Source organism: Chryseolinea soli, from assembly GCF_003589925.1.
Taxonomy (GTDB): Bacteria; Bacteroidota; Bacteroidia; order Cytophagales; family Cyclobacteriaceae; genus Chryseolinea; species Chryseolinea soli.
On the sequence record NZ_CP032382.1, the window covers coordinates 5198931 to 5219202 of the forward strand.

Here is a 20272-nt window from a genome sequence, read left to right on the forward strand (position 1 = left end):
CATGAAGATCATTTATATATCCGATTCGGCCATACCTTCATCCAGCCCCAACAGCATTCACGTGATGAAGATGTGTCAGGCGTTTGCTGAGCTTGGCCACGAAGTAGAGCTGATCGGAAAGAATACAACGGCGTGTCTGAAGGATGTGACGGACATTCACCGGTTTTATGCCGTAAAGAATAACTTTCAGTTGAGAGTCTTCCCGTCAAAGGCGTTTAAGGGATCGGGTGCCTACTACAATGTTAGCTTAGGCTGGCGTGTCCTGGGTCTGCAGGCTGATCTGATCTATACGCGCTCCATCACTGCTGCATATTTCTTGCTTCTTTTCGGGAAAGCCGTGGCCTTTGAAGTGCACGAACCTTTCGAAGGCAAAGGCACAAGACTAAAAAAGATGTTTCGCTTCATCGTCCATCACAAAAAATTGGTGAAGCTGGTGGTGATCTCTGCCGCCCTTAAGGATTACTACCGGAATACATTCAATGTCGCCGAGGATCATATTTTTGTAGCACACGATGGAGCAGATCCCTTTCCGCCGGCGTCGCCCGTTCTGAAGAACGATGCCTTTAAAATTGGCTATGTGGGAAGCTTGTACCCAGGAAAAGGCATGGAGATTTTAATTCCCCTGGCGGAACAATGCCCACAGATTCAATTCCACATCCTGGGCGGAAATTCAAAACAGATCGCAGAAAATAAAGAGCGTGCGAAAGGTTTGGAGAATCTCTTTTTTCACGGGTTTAAATCACAGCAGGAGCTTCCGGCCTATGTGGTTTCGTTTGATGCGGTCATCGCGCCGTACACAGCCTACATAAAAGTGAGTGAGAAAACTGGGGCCAACAACCTGGCGCTGTGGATGTCGCCGTTGAAGATATTTGAATACATGTCGTCGGGCAAGGCCATCATCACATCCGATCTTCCCGTGATTCGCGAGATCTTGGAGCACGGGCAAAATGCCTTGTTGTGCGACCCTGCAGACCTGGCGCAGTGGAAATCCGCCGCCGTGCAACTGAGCCAGGACGACGCATTGAGAGCGACGCTTGCCGGGAATGCGCTGCGTCTGTTCACGGGGCATTATACCTGGAAAAAACGGGCGGAACACATACTGAACGCTTTACAGATCTCATGAAGATACTGCAACTCATCCAAAAGCCTCAACTGCGCGGCGCCGAGATCTTTGCTTGCCAACTGTCCAATCATTTGCTGGACGAGGGACATGACGTGCGCATGATCGCATTGCTGAGCGGTGATGCAAGCATGCCGTTTCGAAACAAGATCGAAACCCTTGATCTGTCTTTATCAAAGCGTTTTTTTGATTTTGCAGGGTGGAAGAAACTTGCGAACGCGATCGAAGAGTTTCAACCCGACATCGTACAATCGAACGCCGGCGACACTTTGAAGGTGGCTGCATTGTCAAAACTTGTTTATCGCTGGAAGGCCCCCATCATTTTCAGGAATGCAAACCTGGTGAGTGGTTTTGTGAACACGTGGTCGAAACGGATGTTCAATGGCTTTTTGGTGAAGCAGGTCAGCTACGTGATCTCGGTGAGCGAACTGTGTCGTCTCGATTTTATAAAAACCTATAACGTATCACCGGCGAGGACCAGGATGGTGCCCATCGGTATCGAACCGCACAAGCTGGATGCTGAACTGCCGGCCGATGTAAAAAAATATTTTGAGGGACACCGGGTGCTGGTGAACATCGCCAGCTTGGTTCCGGAGAAGAACCACGAGGCATTGATTCGACTGGCGGCTAGCCTTGCCACGCAAAAGCTAAACGTAAGAATATTAATTCTGGGGGATGGAAAACTGCGCGCCACCCTGCAACAGAAAATTGAAGCACTGGGTCTCAAAGACAACATAGTGTTGTTGGGCTATCGGAACGACGTCCAATCTATTCTTCAGCACTCCAACGGTTTTGTATTGCCCAGTAATATTGAGGGATTGCCGGCGGTGATCCTCGAGGCCTTCTATTGTAAGGTGCCTGTGGTCGCTACCAACGTGGGAGGGATCAGCGAAGTGGTGGTGAACGAACAAACCGGCTGGTTGGTAGCGCGCGGCAATGACAACGATCTTTTAAACGCAACGCGCGAAGTGTTGACCGATCAGGCAAAGTGTGCACTCGTAACCGAGAATGCCTATCGACTCGTGACCGGGGATTTCACCAATCGAGCTATCGCACATCGCTTTAGCGAAGCCTATAAAGACGCGCTTGAAAAGAATCGATAACACCTTTAAAATCATAATCAGTTGCAACCTAAAATCAAAGTCTTACACTTGATCAAAAGCCTTGGACGAGGGGGTGCGGAAATGTTGCTTCCCGAAACGTTGAGGTTGCACGATCAGGCGAAGTTTGAATTCCACTATATCTATTTCCTGCCGTGGAAAGATGCCATGGTGGATGCGATTCGCAGTCAGGGTGCCAGGGTAACCTGTTTGGCCGCAAATAATAACGTGCAGTTGATTGCGAGGGCCAAGGCCGTGGCCAATTATATCCGTGACCATCAGATTGCGTTGGTACACGCGCATTTGCCCTGGGCGGGAATTGTGGCCCGTCTGGTGGGAAAGATGACGGGTGTTCCGGTTATCTATACCGAACACAATAAGCAAGAGCGATATCATTTTGCTACGCGGTGGATGAACCTGGCCACGATGAACTGGCTCCGCCGGGTGATTGCCGTGTCAGAAGACGTTGAGCAGTCGATTCTTAAACACAAGCCGAAATTGCGTCCACCTGTGCAGACGGTTTTGAATGGTGTGAACACCGAACGGTTTGCTCCAGGTTTGTTTGAGCCATCGGCCATCCGGTCGGCACTGAAAATTCCCGATCATGCTGCGGTGATCGGTACCATTGCCGTGTTTCGTTTTCAAAAGCGGCTCGATCTGTGGATCGACATCGCGAAGCGCATACTCGCACAGAAGCCCGATACCCATTTTATCATCGTAGGCGACGGTCCGTTAAAAGAACTCCTGCATATCAAACAAACAGAGCACGGATTGGAAAACAACCTGCACTTTGTCGGTGTTCAGGTAGAAGTTCGTCCCTATCTGGCAAGTTTTGATCTGTACATGATGAGCTCCATCTTCGAAGGCTTGCCCATTGCCCTGCTCGAAGCCATGGCCTCGGGCTGTGCCGTGATCAGCACCGATGCCGGGGGCATTAAAGAAGTGATCCGGAACGAGCGGGATGGATTGGTGTGCTCAGTGGACGACCCTTTTCGATTGGTTGACTTTGCCGTGGAGCTGATCACCAACAAGGAAAAAAGAAAGACACTGGCAGCAAACGGGCGGACGAGGGTAATGGAGAGCTTCAGTATGGTAAAAATGGTCAAGGAGTTGGAGGAGATCTATACGCTCGAGACGGGTGCAAGGGCATAATTTTTCGCCAGGCAATCCCGAAAATCGGGTCGGTTTTTGACTTCGACAGAAGGAAAATTAATCGTACTTTGCATATTAAGGAAGACTAACTATGGAGATTAGGCCGGCCAGTGAACAGGACATTCCTGCGATCGTAGTGTTGTTGAAGTTGAGCTTGGGGGAGGACTTGATGCCCAAGTCGGAGGCGTACTGGCGATGGAAACATGTCGACAATCCCTTTGGTCCGTCTCCTGTCTTGCTGGCGTTTGACAAGGATTTACTGGTGGGAGTACGGGCCTTCATGCGTTGGAGATGGAGGCTCGGAAACGAAGTGTTTGAGGCCGTCAGGGCTGTCGACACCGCCACCCACCCGGAATACCAGGGCAAAGGCATCTTCAAGAAACTGACCCTGACTTTGCTGGAGAAGTGCCGCCAGGAAGGCTTTCATTTTGTTTTTAATACCCCCAACAAAAGCAGTATGCCCGGGTATATAAAGATGGGATGGGAAGAAGGCGGGAAGTTACCCGTCAAGTTGAAATGTGTGAAGCCGCTCTCGATGATGTTGCACGTGGCAGGATGGAAGGGGGAGGGCCGGGCGTTCACGGGAGACAATCCGCTAAAGGAACTGTTAAAGGAAAACAACCTGGAGAACGTACTGCTTAGCGATCGCGCAGGGCAAAAAGGAATCATCACCGACCATTCGCCGGCGTCACTAAAGTGGAGATATCACGATGTTAGCGTTGCTCAATACTTTGGGGTGGGCATTGAAAAAGGGGGAGCCCTCCGCGCAGCGGCATTTTACCGGGTGAAGAACACCAAAGCCGGAAATGAGTTGCGGGTAACGGATGTTTTCATGGAGTCTGCGGCCTATAAAAATGACGTGGCGGCGCTGCTCCAGGAGAGAATGAAAATGCACGATGCAGAATATATGACGCTCTCGGCTGCGCAAGAGCCGGTGGCGCTGCGAGGTCTTGTACCGAACCTGGAGATGCGTATTGGGCCCATGGTGACGCTTCGTGAAATGAATGCAGCACCGATGGACAAGCTGAGGAACTTTAATCAATGGAGGCCGTCATTAGGAGACCTCGAATTATTCTAAATGTTCAATAATTTGTATGAGGATGTAACATAAGGAGCAAATGCTTTAAGTTATAGCGGAGCCAAAGTTTAACCCCCCCAACAATGGAAACCCGATTCGCAACCGAAGATGATATCCCGGCAATCATTGATTTGCTAAAAACCGGACTGGGAGAAACCTTGGTTCCAAAATCGGAAGGCTACTGGCGTTGGAAGCATTTGGAGAATCCCTTCGGAGATTCTCTTGTTTTACTGGCCGTCAAAAAAGAAAACATAATCGGAGTGCGTACCTTTATGCGGTGGCAGTGGAAAGTAGGAGAGGAACCCATTGAAGCCGTGCGCGGCGTCGACACCGTGATTCATCCGGACTATCAGGGCAATGGCATTTTTGGTGAACTCACCATGGAGCTTATGAAAAAATGTGAGGAGAAGGGGTATCATATATTGTTCAGCACTCCCAATGAAAGGAGCAAAAGAGGGTATTTGAAGTTAGGCTGGGAGAGACCGGACCACTTGCCCGTCAACGTAAAAGTCATCAGGCCATTTAGGATCCTGACGAACGTGCTGAGAAAAAGGAAGCCGCTCGAGCCCGGTCAGGGAGTACACAACTCGGTGGCCTATTATCTGTCCAGACCCGATCTGGACGCACTGCTGGTGATGAATGAAAAACACTATCCCTCCAAGATCATCACAGCGCATACCCGGCAGAGTTTGCAGTGGCGATATGCCCAGGTGCCCGTGGGGCGGTATTATGCGATTGGTGTGGAAATGCAGGGAACAAAGGCATTGTGTTTTTACCGGTTGAAGTCGACGTATGCCGGAACAGAGATGAGAATAACGGATATCTTCCTGGAGTCTGCCAGGTTTGAGAAAGATTTAAAGAACGTGCTGGTGAAAAAGATTGTGGAACATGATATCGATTTTGTGACCTCGGGAAGTTTCAATGTGGCGCGCCTGGTGAGCGGTGTTTTGGCATTGTCAAGGAAATCGATTGGTCCCTGCGTCACCACGCATAAAATTTCCTTGCCGGACCTAAGGAATTTTGGTGGATTTGCAAACTGGAGTCCTTCCTTGGGTGACCTTGAACTTTTTTAGCAGATGCTTGGAGGTATACTAGTGATCATATTTGGCACCGTCATCTCGTTTGTTCATATCGACGCGCTGAAGAAAAGCCATCCCGGCATAGACACGGGACTGCTGAAGAGAATGTTTCTATACCACGTTGTGTTGAGCTTGTGCTATTTTGGTTACATCATGTTTAACCCGTCCGACTCACGGGCCTACTACGAGAAGATCACACTTGATTTCCGGGGCGACACGTGGGGAAGTTTTTACGGTACCAGCACAACGTTCATTGAGTTTGTCGGGTATCCTTTTGTAAAATACATGGGTTTTTCGTTTGAAGCCATGATGGCTTTATTCTCCCTTTTTGGTTTTTACGGATTCCTCTACTTCTACATATTCTTCAAGGAAAATATAAAGTTCAAGCACACCTTTGCGGGCTACGATTTGCTGACGCTCACATTCTTTCTTCCCAACCTTCATTTTTGGTCCGCTTCGCTTGGAAAAGGGTCGATCATTTTTCTGGGGCTTGGATTGTTCTTTTACAGTATCAGTAAGATACCCACTCGCCTCGTCGCCTTGGCCTTGGGTTCGTTCATCATCTATCACGTGAGGCCTCACGTCATGCTGGTCGTATTGGTGTCGTCGGCTATAGGATTCATTTTTACTACCAAAGGCGTGAGCATTGCGTTGCGGGTGCTTTTTCTGGTGGGGGCGTCCATTGCATTCTTTTTTATCTATAAGGATGTGCTCACCATGGTGGGGATAGACGAAGAGCAATTGGTCTCACAAAGTTTCGGCTTGTCCAACCGGGCGAAAGAACTGAGCAAAGCCACGTCGGGTATAGACATCAGTCAATATAGTTTGCCCCTCCAGGTTTTTACATTTTTGTACCGGCCATTGTTTTTTGATGCCCCGGGTCTTCTGGGGATCATCGTTTCTTTTGAAAACGTTTTTTATGTCATGGTATCCCTGACCCTCATCGGGAGTTTTCGGGGAATCAGGTTTCTCGTCATGGGTAATTTTTTGGCCAAGAGCGCCTTTTTAAGTTTTATTACCATCTCGATTGCCCTGGCGCAGATTTCCGGAAATCTGGGTCTGGCCATGCGGCAAAAAAGTCAGGTGATGATCTTGCTCATGTATGTGATATTGGCATTTCGCGATGACGAGTCGTTAAAAGTATGGCGACGAGAGCAAATCAGAAAGAAATTCAAACGAGAGGCTCAAAGTCTCAGGATGCAACCCACCACGCCCAAACCTTCCGTATGACGTCCACCTTCATCATCTCCCTCGACTTCGAACTGCACTGGGGTGGCTTTGAAAAATGGCCGTTGGAGAATTACCGGCAGTATTTTCTAAATACACGGAAAGTCATTCCCGAGATGCTCCAACTTTTCCAGCAACACGATGTGCACGTCACCTGGGCCACCGTGGGCATGCTTTTTCATTCGGACAAGCCATCGCTGGAAAAAAATATACCCGTGTTAAAACCCACGTATGCGCTACCGGAACTTTCGGCGTACCAGTATATAAAAACAAAAGGCATAGGCGAAGACGAAGAAGGAGACCCGTTTCATTTTGCCGGCAGCCTGGTGAACCGCATCCAGCAAACCGCCGGACAAGAGTTGGCCTCGCATACTTTTGCGCATTACTACTGCAATGAGGCGGGGCAAACCGTAGAGCAATTCAAAGCCGATCTCGGTGCGGCACAACAGTCGGCCGCGGTCCATGGAGCCAAACTGCGTTCGCTCGTATTTCCCCGCAACCAGTTCAACGAAGAATATTTGAAAGCCTGTCATCAACAAGGTTTCGTCGCCGTGCGCGACAATCCCCGCGACTGGTTCTGGAACATTCGAAGCACCCAGGGCGAGTCGATGTGGAAACGCCTGAACCGGGGTTTGGATGCTTATTTGCCGGTGGGAGAAGCCAACACTTATCCCTTGGCCAGCGTCAAGAGAACTCCAGGGCTACCGTTGTGTATCCCCGCCAGCCGGTTGCTGCGTCCGTACCGGCCCAAGGAATTGTTTCTCAACAGCATGAAGATCGCGCGCATCCAGACCGAAATGGAGCGTGCGGCGAAACAGCAGCTGGTGTATCACCTGTGGTGGCACCCCCATAACTTTGGAAATTATCCCGCGCAAAGCATGGAAGGCTTGAAGCGCATCCTCGATACTTTTGCCGTCTGTCGCGAGCGCTATGGCATGACCAGTCTGTCCATGGGCGAGACCGCAGACCTTATCTTGTCGCAACATGAATAACAAAAGGCCTGTCCTGCTTCGCATCACTACGGTCCCCATTTCATTGCATCTTCTGCTGAAAGGCCAGTTCCGCTACATGAAAGAGCAGGGCTATGATGTCTATACGCTCAGCGCCGACGGTCCCGAGATCCCCGAAGTGGAAAAAGAAGGCGTGCCTCACCTGATGCTGCCGTTCACCCGGAAAATAACGCCCCTCCAGGACCTGGTTTGTCTCGTAAAATTGATCCGCCTCATCCACCGGATCAAGCCCGACATCGTGCACACCCATACGCCCAAGGCCGGTCTGCTCGGCATGATGGCCGCGCGTTGGTGTGGGGTGGACGTTCGCATGCACACCGTGGCCGGCCTTCCCCTCATGGAAGCCACCGGGCTGAAGCGGAAAGTGCTGGAGCTCACCGAGAAGATCACCTACGCCTGTGCCAACCACGTCTATCCCAATTCAACCGGCTTGAAGACGTTTATGCTGGAGTCGCTCAACACCAGGCCGCGCAAGGTTTCCATCATCGGCAAAGGAAGCAGCAATGGCATCGACACCACATTCTTCCAACGAACGCCGGCCTTAGAGGAGCAGGCCCGCACCTGGCGGCAGCAGCAAGGCATCGAGAGCGGCGACGTGGTCTTTTCCTTTGTCGGGAGGATCGTGCGCGACAAGGGCATTGTAGAGCTAACGGAGGCCTTTAAAATGCTAAAGGCAAAGCAAGCTTCCACGGGGAAGGCGTCGCGGTTGTTCCTGGTTTTGGTTGGTCCCTTCGAGCAGGACTTGGATCCGTTGCCGCCGGAGGTGCTCTCGTTCTTGCAGCAAGACAAGGCTGTGGTCCTGGCGGGCTTTCAGCGCGACGTTCGTCCCTGGATCATGGCCTCCGATGTATTCGTATTCCCCAGTTACCGCGAGGGATTCCCGAACGTGGTGATGCAGGCCTGCCTGCTCGGGGTGCCCTGCGTGGTGTCGGACATCAACGGCTGCAACGAGATCATCCAGGATGGAGCGACCGGCCTCATCGTGCCGCCCAAGAACAGCACGGCCCTGGCCGCGGCAATGGAAGTGTTGATGCAGGATGGGGAGAAGCGCAGCACCTTTGCCACAAAAGCCCGCGACTACGTGGCCACGCACTTTGACCGCGTGCAGGTATGGACCGCCATACAACGGGAATATGAGCGCCTCATGGCCGAAGCCGCCACGCGTTCGTGAGTATTTCGCGAAGGTTAAGAAATTCGGCACACCATTCGCAATACCTTCATCGTATTTGAAGTGGCGTTATCCGCCTCATTCGGAAAACAAGCCTAAGAGGCTTTCAGAACAGACGGTTTTGAAAGCCTCTTCCTTTTTTGCGCCCATCCTTACCCTGATCGTTGTTCGCTTTTTGTGGAACAAACTCCTCAGCGGTGGGGAAAAGTGTGGATCAATGCCACCAGTCCCCGCCAAATCGCCGACACGAAATAAGTTCTAACCTTTCATCAATCTCCCTCGTATTACACTATTTGAATTTTATAACTTTGAACCATGCAGAAAAAAGAGACGCTGGCAGATTTTTACAAGCGTTATCCCCAAAAGGCCCGGCCCGAAGACGAGCCTGGAGCGGTCCAGAACGAACTGGGCCACTTCAACGTTAGCTCGCGCGAATTCTGCAAGAAATTTGCCCCCTACAACCGCCGCGATTTTTATAAGATCTCGCTCATCATCGGCGAGGGGATCTTGTACTATGCCGACAAAGCGATCGAGATCAATCGCACCGCGCTGGTTTTCTTTAATCCCAACGTGCCGTATTCCTGGGAGGCCACATCCGAAAAGCAAGCGGGCTATTTCTGCTTGTTCACCGAAGGATTTATCAACGTACACCGGAACAACAGTCTGCTGGAGTCGCCGCTGTTTCAGATCGGCGGAAACCCCGTGTTCTTTATTAATAAAGAGCAGCAGGACCACCTGAGCCAGATCTACCAAAAAATGCTTCAGGAGATAGATTCGGGCTATATTTATAAGTATGAGCTGTTGCGAAACTACGTGCACCTCATCATCCACGAAGCGTTGAAACTGCAGCCGGCGGATGCCTATTTTAAATACGCCAACGCCTCATCGCGCATCGCCGCTTTATTTATCGAACTCCTAGAGCGACAGTTTCCCATCGATTCCCCCGATCATGTGTTGAAGCTGCGCACAGCAAACGATTACGCCGAACGACTGTCTGTTCACGTCAATCATTTGAACCGCGCCGTCAAAGAAGTAACGGGCAAGACCACCACCGAGCACATCACCGAACGGGTCATCAAAGAATCCAAGGCATTGTTGAAGCATACGGGCTGGAGCGTCTCCGAAATCGCGTACGGACTGGGATTTGAGTACCCCGCGTACTTCAATACCTTTTTCAAAAAACAGACACACCTTACGCCGACTTCTTTCCGGCAGTAAGATTGTTTGAATTTTATAAGTATTGGTTTGAAATGTATAAGCCTTCAGGGCCACCCCACGGGTAGCTTTGTCGTATACAAAGCATATGAAATACAGAACACTGGGAAACACAACCGAAAAGCTATCCGCCGTTGGTTTAGGATGCATGGGGATGAGCTTTGCGTACGGCCCGATCGACAACACCGAATCGATCGCCACGCTCCACCTCGCACTGGACCTGGGAATTAATTTCTGGGATACGGCTGATATGTATGGCAAGGGACACAACGAAGAGCTGATCTCGCAAGTGCTCGTGCCCAACCGCGACAAGATCTTTATCGCCACCAAGTTCGGCTTCCGCAGCCGCGAGGATGGCTCCACGTATTTCGACGGCTCTGTCGCACACCTGAAGAAAGCGGTGGAAGACAGTTTGCGCCGTCTGAAGATCGACACCATCGACTTGTACTACGCACACCGCATCGACCCGAACGTGCCCGTGGAGGAAATGGTGGGTGCCATGGCCACGCTGGTGAAGGAGGGTAAAGTGCGCTACCTCGGCCTGTCCGAAGCCTCCGCGGTCTCGATCCGAAAAGCACATCGCGTACACCCCATCACTGCCTTGCAAAGCGAGTACTCGCTGCTGACGCGCGACGTGGAGAAAGAGATCCTGCCGCTGTGCCGTGAGCTGAACATCGGGTTCATTCCCTATAGCCCGTTGGCCCGCGGACTGGTGACGGCTACTGTGTCCGACACCAACAAGCTCGCCGCCGATGACTTCCGCAGAACACTGCCGCGCTTCAACGACCAGCACATGGACAACAATCGCAAGCTGGTAGATGCGTTTGCCGCCTTTGCCAAAGAAAAGCAATGCACGCCTTCACAACTGGCCTTAGCCTGGGTGCTGGCACAAGGCGAAGACATCATCCCCATACCGGGCACGAAGCGCAGAAAATATCTCCAGGAAAATGCCGACGCCACAAAAGTAGATTTGCTGCCGGCCGACCTGAAAGCCATCGAAGCCTTACTGCTTAAATATCCGGATACAGGACAGCGGTATAGCGAAGGATCAATGAAACTGGTCAACCATTGACCATCAAAAAAAATGTTCGGTCAAAGGGCCGAAAGCATGAATAAGGTCCGTGATAAACGGCTGCACGTATTGAAAAATTAAACATGTTCATCAAGAGGAGAAAACCACCATTCGAATCGACACCCCCTTCTAAGAGTTTACACGATCCCGGAAAACGATTGCACCACCCACCGGATGAAGCGAAAAGGAACAGCAGTTCTGCTTCCCGGTATAGCACGTCCAATATGAATAGAACGATTACCACAGGCGTATCGCCCTCACGCGCGGGCTATGCGTTTTTATTTTTAGTCTGGGCAGGATGTCTCCTGTCTCTCTTTTCCCCACACTCCCTGCAGGCGCAGGATGCGGGCGTATTGAAATTATCGGAAGCGGTCACCGAAGGCCTCCGGAACTATCAGAGCATTCAAGCCAAGCGGCAATACCTGGAAGCATCCGAAGCCATGTCGAAGAACGCCCGCAATGATTATCTGCCCAATGTTATCGCCTCCGTGCAGCAAAACTATGGCACGGTGAACGGGCAATTCGGACCGCTGGGAGCGGTAGGGGTGCTCGGCGTATCGTCGGCCGGACCGGTCTACAGCGACGAAAGCTGGAACGCTGCTTTTGGCGCGCTCTATATCGTGAACGCCAACTGGGAAGTGTTCACGTTTGGCCGCGTACAGTCGCGCATTCAACTGGCCGACGCGCAAGTGCGTCGCGACTCGGCTGACCTGGAGCAGGAGCGGTTCATTCACAGCGTGAAGATCGCGGGCTCATATCTCAACTTGCTGGTGGCACAACAATTCATCCGCAATGCCGAAGCCAACCTGCGCCGTGCTGAAGCCGTACGCCAGAACGTTCGCGCACGCGCGTTGACGGGACTCAACCCGGGAGTAGACTCATCCCTGGCCAACTCGGAAGTGTCTCGCGCCAAGCTTTCGCTGATCGAAATGCGAACCAACGAGCAACAGGTCACCAACCAGCTCGCACAGTTGCTCAATATGACGGCGGATTCCTTTGCATTGGATACCACGTTCGTGGGAAACACGCCGCAGAACTTTAACACCGGGCTGGAACTGGCCAACAATCCGCAGGTGAAATTTTACCAGGCACGCATCGAGCAGGCCAACAGCGCTGCCCGTGTGGCCAAGCGCAGCATGCTGCCGGGCGTCAACTTGTTTGGTGTTTATCAGGCGCGGGGTTCGGGCTTCCAATACAATTACACCCCGGAGTTTCCCGATCGCTACACCACCGACTATGGCAAGGGTGTTAATCCTACGCGCTACAACTACGTGGCCGGTGTGAGCATCGCCTGGAACCTGGTGAGCCCCATCAAGGTGCGGCAACAGGCGCGCGCCCAACGGTTTGTCAGCGAAGGGTATCGTTACGAATACGAGCAGATCAATACCCAGCTGAAGAACCAACTCATTTTCTCCGATCAACGCATCACCAACAGTTTACAAAGCTTGCAGGAGGTGCCGCTGCAATACCGCGCCGCTTCCGATGCTTATCTTCAAAAATCAGTCTTGTACAAAAACGGCCTCACCACCATTGTCGACTTGCAGGTGGCCATGCTGGCACTGAACAAGGCGGAGGTAGACCGAAGCGTCGCCTACATCAATGTGTGGCAAGCGTTGCTGTTGAAAGCAGCCGCTACCGGTGATTTCGATTTATTCATTAACCAGGCTCCGTAAGTATGAACTTAATACGCTTAGCACTTCGCAAACCCATTTCTATTCTGGTGTTGGTGGCCGGCCTGCTCTTCTTTGGCATCGGCGCCGTTCGCTCCATCAAGATCGATATTTTCCCGGCCATGAACCTGCCCGTGATCTATCTCTCGCACCCGTACGGGGGATTCACGCCGACGCAGATGGAGGCTTATTTTGGAAAGCAATACGTGAACATCCTGTTGTATGTGAACGGTATCAAAAGTATCGAAACGCGCAACACGCAAGGGCTCACGCTGATGAAGATCACGTTCTATCCCGGCACCAACATGGCGCAAGCCGCTGCCGAGTTGAGCGCCTTTGCCAACCGCATCCAGGCCATCTTCCCACCGGGGTCACAGCCACCGTTCATCATCCGCTTTGATGCGTCCACGTTGCCGGTAGGGCAGTTGGTGTTGTCGAGCGAAACGCGATCGAACAATGAACTGATGGACCTGGCCAACGTGTACGTGCGCGCATCGTTCACGTCCATCCCAGGCCTGGTGGCCGCACCGCCCTTTGGTGGAAACCTGCGCACCGTCGTGATCAAGGCCGACCCCGAGCTGCTGCGTTCGCACAACCTCACGCCCGACCAGTTGGTGGAGGCGCTCCGGTTGAACAACCAATCGGCGCCTTCCGGAGGCATGAAGATCGGCGACATCAACTACATCACCCCGACAAACAACCAGATCAAAAAGATCAAAGACTTTGAACGTATCCCGTTGTTCAAAGGCGATGTACAAAACCTCTACCTCGGCGATGTCGCCACGGTAGAAGACGGCGCCGACATCACCACGGGCTATGCCCAGGTGAATGGCAAACGCTCCGTGTACCTCAACATTGCCAAGTCGGCCGATGCGTCTACCTGGGAAGTCGTACAGAAACTGAAACAAAACCTCCCGACGTTCCAAGCGCAGTTGCCGGACGATGTGAAATTGTCATATGAATTTGACCAGTCCACCTATGTGATCAACGCCGTGAAGAGCCTCATTTCCGAAGGAGCCATCGGCGCGATCCTCACGGGGTTGATGGTGCTCTTGTTCCTCGGCGACCCAAGAGGTGCGCTCATCGTGATCCTCACCATCCCCACGTCGATCATTTCCGGTGTGTTGTTCCTCCAATTGTTTGGGCAGACCATCAACATCATGACGTTGAGCGGGCTGTCACTGGCCATCGGTATTCTCGTGGACGAATCGACGGTGACCATTGAAAATATTCACCAGCACCTTGACATGGGCAAGCCCAAGGCATTGGCCATTTGGGATGCGTGTAAGGAGATCGCTTTCCCCAAACTGCTCATCCTGTTTTGTATCCTCGCTGTGTTTGCTCCCGCGCTCACCATGGTGGGCATCCCCGGTTCGCTGTTCTTGCCCCTGTCGATGGCCATCGCGTTTTCGATGATCACGTCCTATTTGCTGTCGCAAACTTTTGTGCCCGTGTTGGCCAACTGGATCATGAAGGGACACAAGCCGAAGGCAGGAGAGGAGGAGGTGCATTTTGATGCCGCCAGCGCTGCCGATCTGAAAGTGAAAATGCTCGAAGCGCAAGAACACGGTGGCAACGGCAAGCTGAAGGGCTTTGCACGCTTCCGTCATAACTTCCTGGAGTTCCTCGACCACATCATGGTCCGCCGTAAAACGGTGGTCACCGTCTATCTCATCGTGGCCATCGGCGCCGCCGTCACGTTGCTGAGTACGATCGGCCGCGACGTGCTGCCCAAAGTAACGTCGGGTCAATTCCAGGTGCGCCTGCGCGCCCCGGATGGAACGCGTATCGAGCGTACGGAACAAAAAACGATCAAGGCCATCAGCATTCTCAAGGATTTGGTAGGAGAGGAGAACATCGGCATCACGTCAGCGTTCATCGGGCAGCACGCGCCGTTGTTTTCCATCAGTCCCATCTACTTGTTCACCAGCGGCTCGCAAGAGGCCGTGTTGCAAGTGGCGTTGAATGAGGAGTATGAAGGCAACATGGACGAATTGAAGGATAGGTTCCGGGCCAAAATGAAAGAGACCCAACCCGATGTGCGGGTGTCGTTCGAACCCATCGAGCTCACCGACAAGATCCTGAGTCAAGGATCGCCCACACCGGTGGAAGTGCGCATCGTAGGGCGCAATAAAAAACTGAACGAACAATATGCGAAGAAGGTAGTGGCCAAGCTGAAAGAGATCGATTATCTCCGCGACGTTCAGATCGCGCAGCCCATCAACTATCCTGCCCTCAACATCAACATCGACCGCACACGCGCGGCACAGTTGGGAGTGGACCTGACGGATATTTCGCGTTCGCTCATCACGTCCACGTCGTCGTCGCGCTATACGGAGAAAAACGTGTGGCTGGACGAGACGTCAAACCTGAGCTATGCCGTGCAGGTTCAAATACCGGAAAATCAAATCACGTCGGTGGAAGAGTTGGGCGAGCTCCCGATTCTCCGCAACCAGTCGCGTCCCGTGCTGAACGATGTGGTCACCTTTGAGCAAGACACCACCTACGGGGAAGCCGACAACCTCGGCGCATTGCCTTCCTTGTCCGTGACCGCCAACCTGCGCGGCACCGACCTGGGCACGGCAACCGCCGACGTAAAGAAGGCCCTTCAAGGATTGGGCGAGATTCCCCGCGGCATGGTGATCGAACCCATCGGGCTCAGCCTGGTGCTCACCGAAACACTCGACAATTTACAGTCGGGTCTGTTGGTGGCAATCGTGGTGATCTTCCTCATGCTTTCCGCAAACTTTCAGTCCTTTAAGGTATCGGCCGTGGTGCTCACCGCTGTGCCCGCCGTGATCCTGGGGGCGTTAGGCATGTTGCTCATCACCGGCTCCACCCTAAACCTGCAATCGTATATGGGCATCATCATGTCGGTAGGGGTGTCCATCGCCAACGCGGTGTTGCTCATCACCAACGCCGAGCAGTTGCGCCTGCACAACGGCGACGCGCTGTTGTCGGCCCGCGAGGCAGCAGCCCTGCGGTTGCGCCCCATCCTCATGACCACGGTGGCCATGGTGGTGGGTATGATCCCCATGGCGATCGGCCATGGACAAGGCGGCGACCAGGTGGCCCCGTTGGCACGCGCCGTGATCGGCGGGTTGCTGGCGTCTACCGTAGCCGTTGTGGTAGTGCTGCCCCTCGTGTTTGCCTGGGTGCAAGGAAAAACCACCACACAATCCGTATCCCTCGATCCTGAAGACAAAGACAGTAAATTTTATATCCCGTCATGAGACAGACTATGAACCACCCAACCATACATTTTAATCGCTTTGCCGTGCTCACCAGCCTGGCGGCCATCACCCTGGCTTCGGCCGTCCTCGTGGGGTGTGGCGCATCGGCGGGCAAACCCGAAAAAGAAGCTCCCGCGCCCGCAATGGAAGTGCTTTCCGCGCAACGCCAAAAGCTGGCCACCTCCCTGCACATTCCCGGCGAGTTGATCTCTTTTCAACAAGTGGACCTGTATGCGCGCGAGAACAGCTTCGTGAAAAAGATCTATGTCGACGTCGGCACGGAAGTGAAAGAGGGTCAACTGCTGGCCACGCTGGAAGCGCCCGAGATCACCTCGCGGCTCAACGGTGCGGCATCGCGTCAGAAATCGCAGGAGGCTGTATATCAAGCTAGCAAAGCCAACTACGAACGCTTGCTCGAAACCAGCAAGACCCCGGGCACCATTTCACAAAACGACCTGGATCAGGCTCGTGCCAAAATGAACTCAGACTATGAGCAGCTTGCATCGGCCACCGCCTTCCAAAATGAAGTCGTGAACACGCGCAACTACCTGGAGATCCGCGCTCCGTTTGGCGGCGTCATCAGCGCCCGTAATGTGAACCCCGGTGCCAACGTGGGCCCTGCCGGCAAGGGTTCTGAAAAACCATTGTTCACGCTGCAGGAGCAACAACATATGCGCCTCGTGATCTCTGTACCCGAAGCCTACACGTCCTACCTGGCCACTGGCGACGACGTGGACTTTAAAGTGAAAGCCCGCAGCAACGAAACTTTCCACGCCAAGATCACCCGTCACGCCGGCGCGCTCGACACACGGTTGCGCGCAGAACGGGTGGAGATGGATGTGATGAACAAAGACAAAAAATTACTCCCCGGCATGATCGCCGACGTCACCATTCCCTTGGACAAGAATGACAGCACGTTCGTTGTGCCCAAGTCGGCCGTGGTCAATGCAGCGGAAAATATCTTTGTCATCCGCATCAAAGACAACACCGTCGAGTGGGTAGACGTTGAGTTAGGTCGCTCGGCCTATGGCCTGACCGAGATCTATGGCAAACTGGAACCGGGCGATCAGCTCGTGCGGGTTGCCAGCGAAGAGATCCGCAATGGATCAACAGTGCCGGGTGTGAAAGTGGTAGCCCAACAAAAGTAAGACAGAGAAGAACGAATCCATACATTTCCTAAAAACCCAAACCCAAACATGATCGCAACAAAAGCATACGCAGCTCAAAACGCTGCGGCACCTCTCGCCCCTTTCAATTTCGACCGGCGCGATGTGGGTGTGAACGACGTACAAATCGAAATCCTCTACTGTGGTGTTTGCCACTCCGACCTGCACCAGGTGCGCGACGAATGGGGCGGCTCCATCTTCCCCATGGTGCCGGGCCACGAGATCGTAGGCCGCGTCACAAAAGTGGGCAGCAACGTAAAGCGGTTTGCCGCAGGCGACTTCGCCGGCGTCGGCTGTTTCGTCGACTCCTGCCGCACGTGTCCCAATTGTCAGGCAGGCTTGCAGCAGTACTGCGACAACGGCATGGTGGCAACCTATAACGGTCTCGAGCGCATCACCAAGAAACCCACTTATGGCGGCTACTCCACACAAATTGTCGTGGACCAGGACTACACTCTTAAAGTATCCAACAAACTTCCGCTCGAAGGCGTAGCCCCGCTGCTCTGCGCCGGCATCACCACCTACTCGCCCCTGCGCCACGTGGGCGTAGGCAAAGGCCACAAAGTAGGCGTGCTCGGGCTGGGTGGACTGGGCCACATGGCCGTAAAGTTCGCCGCCTCTTTCGGCGCCGAAGTCACTATGCTCAGCAGCTCGCCTTCCAAAGAAGCCGACGCCAAAAAATTAGGTGCGCACCACTTCGCCCTGACATCCGACAAAAACAAAATGAAGTCCCTGACCAATCACTTTGACTTCATCCTCAACACGGTCTCCGCACCGCACGACTACAGCACCTACCTAAACCTGCTCAACACCAACGGCACCATGATCGTCGTTGGCGTGCCGCCCACACCGTCGGCCATTCCCGCCTTCGACCTCATCATGCGCCGCCGCAACATCATCGGCTCCCTCATCGGCGGTATTCCGGAGACGCAGGAGATGCTGGACTACTGTGCGGATCACAACATCGTTTCCGATGTAGAAGTGATCGACATGCCCTACATCAACGAAGCCTACGAGCGTATGTTGAAGAACGATGTGAAGTACCGGTTTGTGATCGATCTCGCATCACTAAAAAAATAGGACTCAACTAAGCGTCCGCAAAAGCAATAGAGGCACAAAGCACGAAAGGATATTCCCACGTGCTTTGTGCCTTTTGTATTTTCTTTGCTTGCTTCAGCGAAGGAGGGCCCGCCGACTAGCCCGTCGTAGCTTTAGCGAAGGTGAGGCGGTTTAAATGCATTTGGCGGCCCCCCTCGGAGACCTCGGGTCGGGCTATCCGTTCCAAGTCCGCCCAACGCCTGATCCTACGCACTTCGGGCTTTCCACTACTATCCCTGGCCGGTAACCGAAAGCAAATCGCGGGCCTTCATCCCCGATGTAGAAAAATATACTCAGCCGTTGCCGTTGAAACACATCCCGACAGAAGCCTCACAGAATAACAAATGCTCTATCGCGAAAGAAACAAATAGCACCCCGCCCGCCGGATCATGGCATGATATTGTATCTTCGTTAATAAACCCAACCGCCATGATCCAAGAAAACGACATCCTCATCTCACCCGCCACCGCCCGCGAAGTAGTGCTCCTCTTCATCCAGGCCCTCAACGATGAAGACTTCGACACCGCCCGTGATCAACTCCACGACACCATGACCTTCACCGGCGTGCTCGGCACACGTGAAGGAGCCGACGCCTACATCGCCGACATGAAAAAAATGCGCCTCAAATACGACATCAAAAAATCCTTTTCCGATATCACCGACGTCAGCGTTTTCTACGACATCACCATGTCGGGCGTCACCGTATTCTGCAGCGGCTGGTACCGCGTGGAAAATGGGAAGATCAGCTGGTTCAAGGTGGTCTTCGATCCACGTCCCGTGCTGGAACAAAAGAAATAGTTCCGTGCTATGTGCTTCCCACCTGCAAAACAATTGAGTCAAAAAATATAAGGTTGCAAAGTTTTACTAACCTCGGCGAAACCCAACAACCGCAATCTCCCCAAAGCCCGTTGTACTCCGGTGTGAGACCGTTGCCGTCCGGGTCTAAGCCCGGAATACGCCATAGATACGTCATAGATAAGCCAGTATAAGCCTGGCCAGCGCTTCGTCACCGTCGAAATAATCCGTCATCTTCCCAAGGCCCCCTCGTCTCCTGGAGCACTCCCTGGCCGGAAGCCCGCCGCCACAATTTTTTCACCCAGCAACCAGAATATCTCCATTCGCAACCAGACTACCAGCACGACGCTGGTGTGAACGCTACTTTTGAGCCGTATCAAAAGCGCTAGCCCCGCTACGATTTCAAAAAATGACAACCCCCTCTCATCCCGGTCGCGCTTTGCACGATCCCTTGCGACGCATCCTGCACCTTGATGTCTTGTTGCACCGCCAAAGGCTCGTCCTTTTCTTCGCGTTTTGTCTGCACAGCGCTTGTGCCCAGTCCTACCCGGAAACCGTGAAAGTCCTTTTGCCCGATAAGGAGCATGCGGAACTATACAACCCCACCTTCATCATTCGCTGGAAATCAGCAGCGACGGGAATGCTCTACAACGTCACCCTCAAAGACCTTTTCGATGAGGAGTTGCTGAAAATAGAAACGTCAGCAAACAGCATCGACGTGGATTGGAGAAACCCGAAAATAGCCAATGCCGACGCGCTCCTGGTAGAGGTGCAGATCAAAGGAAATGGTAACAGCAAGTCTCCACCCAACCTGGTAAAGAAACTTTCAACGAAAGCTCGTGCGGTCATCGACAAGCTCATCACTGCCGAACCCAGCATCATCAAAGAAGAAAACGCCCGTGGCAAATTGGCACGTGCTGTATTCTATGAAGAGCACCACCTATTGATCGACGCGCTCACCGCTTATGAATATGCCATTTCCCTGGCCGACACTCCGGAGTATCGCGCGGCCTACAAAGCGTTCCTGGTCAAAAATAAAATGGATGACGAGTGATCGTTCGCTTGTCCTACAGAATCTATAAAAATCAA

The 20272-nt window shown here is 52.9% G+C and carries 16 protein-coding genes; all 16 read left to right on the top strand.

What is annotated here, in order from left to right:
* The first annotated feature begins 1 nt into the window (after position 1).
* The 16 genes from D4L85_RS22140 to D4L85_RS34495 all read left to right on the top strand — a co-directional run bounded on the left by D4L85_RS22140 (position 2) and on the right by D4L85_RS34495 (position 20237).
* A complete protein-coding gene (locus D4L85_RS22140; protein WP_119756354.1) occupies positions 2-1123 on the top strand; it encodes a glycosyltransferase family 4 protein in 1122 nt (373 codons plus the stop codon).
* A complete protein-coding gene (locus D4L85_RS22145) occupies positions 1120-2223 on the top strand; it encodes a glycosyltransferase (protein ID WP_119756355.1) in 1104 nt (367 codons plus the stop codon). Before D4L85_RS22140 ends, D4L85_RS22145 begins: the two co-directional genes overlap by 4 nt.
* 48 nt (positions 2224-2271) lie before the next feature.
* Positions 2272-3372 (top strand): glycosyltransferase, encoded by a 1101-nt coding sequence (locus tag D4L85_RS22150; RefSeq protein WP_228450575.1) that lies wholly within the window; start codon positions 2272-2274, stop codon positions 3370-3372.
* A gap of 91 nt (positions 3373-3463) precedes the next feature.
* The gene (locus D4L85_RS22155) at positions 3464-4450 is read left to right on the top strand and encodes a GNAT family N-acetyltransferase (RefSeq protein ID WP_119756357.1); all 987 of its coding nucleotides are present in this window, start codon (positions 3464-3466) and stop codon (positions 4448-4450) included.
* Between the two features lie 83 nt (positions 4451-4533).
* Complete coding sequence (locus D4L85_RS22160) at positions 4534-5523, top strand: GNAT family N-acetyltransferase (protein ID WP_119756358.1); 990 nt, start codon at positions 4534-4536, stop codon at positions 5521-5523.
* Between the two features lie 3 nt (positions 5524-5526).
* Positions 5527-6759, top strand: coding sequence for a hypothetical protein (locus tag D4L85_RS22165; protein ID WP_160143912.1), 1233 nt, complete (start codon positions 5527-5529; stop codon positions 6757-6759).
* Positions 6756-7748, top strand: a complete 993-nt coding sequence (locus D4L85_RS22170) for a polysaccharide deacetylase family protein (RefSeq protein ID WP_119756360.1) — start codon at positions 6756-6758, stop codon at positions 7746-7748. Before D4L85_RS22165 ends, D4L85_RS22170 begins: the two co-directional genes overlap by 4 nt.
* On the top strand, positions 7741-8937 hold the full coding sequence (locus tag D4L85_RS22175; protein WP_119756361.1) for a glycosyltransferase family 4 protein: 1197 nt from the start codon (positions 7741-7743) through the stop codon (positions 8935-8937). Before D4L85_RS22170 ends, D4L85_RS22175 begins: the two co-directional genes overlap by 8 nt.
* A gap of 312 nt (positions 8938-9249) precedes the next feature.
* Positions 9250-10152 (top strand): helix-turn-helix domain-containing protein, encoded by a 903-nt coding sequence (locus D4L85_RS22180; RefSeq protein ID WP_119756362.1) that lies wholly within the window; start codon positions 9250-9252, stop codon positions 10150-10152.
* 85 nt (positions 10153-10237) lie between these two features.
* Complete coding sequence (locus tag D4L85_RS22185) at positions 10238-11221, top strand: aldo/keto reductase (RefSeq protein WP_119756363.1); 984 nt, start codon at positions 10238-10240, stop codon at positions 11219-11221.
* Between the two features lie 224 nt (positions 11222-11445).
* A complete protein-coding gene (locus D4L85_RS22190; RefSeq protein ID WP_160143913.1) occupies positions 11446-12894 on the top strand; it encodes a TolC family protein in 1449 nt (482 codons plus the stop codon).
* Positions 12895-12896: 2 nt separating this feature from the next.
* Complete coding sequence (locus tag D4L85_RS22195) at positions 12897-16124, top strand: efflux RND transporter permease subunit (RefSeq protein ID WP_119756365.1); 3228 nt, start codon at positions 12897-12899, stop codon at positions 16122-16124.
* Complete coding sequence (locus tag D4L85_RS22200; protein ID WP_119756366.1) at positions 16121-17272, top strand: efflux RND transporter periplasmic adaptor subunit; 1152 nt, start codon at positions 16121-16123, stop codon at positions 17270-17272. Before D4L85_RS22195 ends, D4L85_RS22200 begins: the two co-directional genes overlap by 4 nt.
* A 48-nt stretch (positions 17273-17320) precedes the next feature.
* Positions 17321-18370 (top strand): NAD(P)-dependent alcohol dehydrogenase, encoded by a 1050-nt coding sequence (locus D4L85_RS22205; protein ID WP_119756367.1) that lies wholly within the window; start codon positions 17321-17323, stop codon positions 18368-18370.
* Between the two features lie 447 nt (positions 18371-18817).
* On the top strand, positions 18818-19186 hold the full coding sequence (locus tag D4L85_RS22210) for a nuclear transport factor 2 family protein (protein WP_119756368.1): 369 nt from the start codon (positions 18818-18820) through the stop codon (positions 19184-19186).
* 406 nt (positions 19187-19592) lie between these two features.
* Entirely contained in the window at positions 19593-20237 is a 645-nt protein-coding gene (locus tag D4L85_RS34495) for a hypothetical protein (RefSeq protein ID WP_160143914.1), read from the top strand.
* Positions 20238-20272 lie beyond the last annotated feature (35 nt).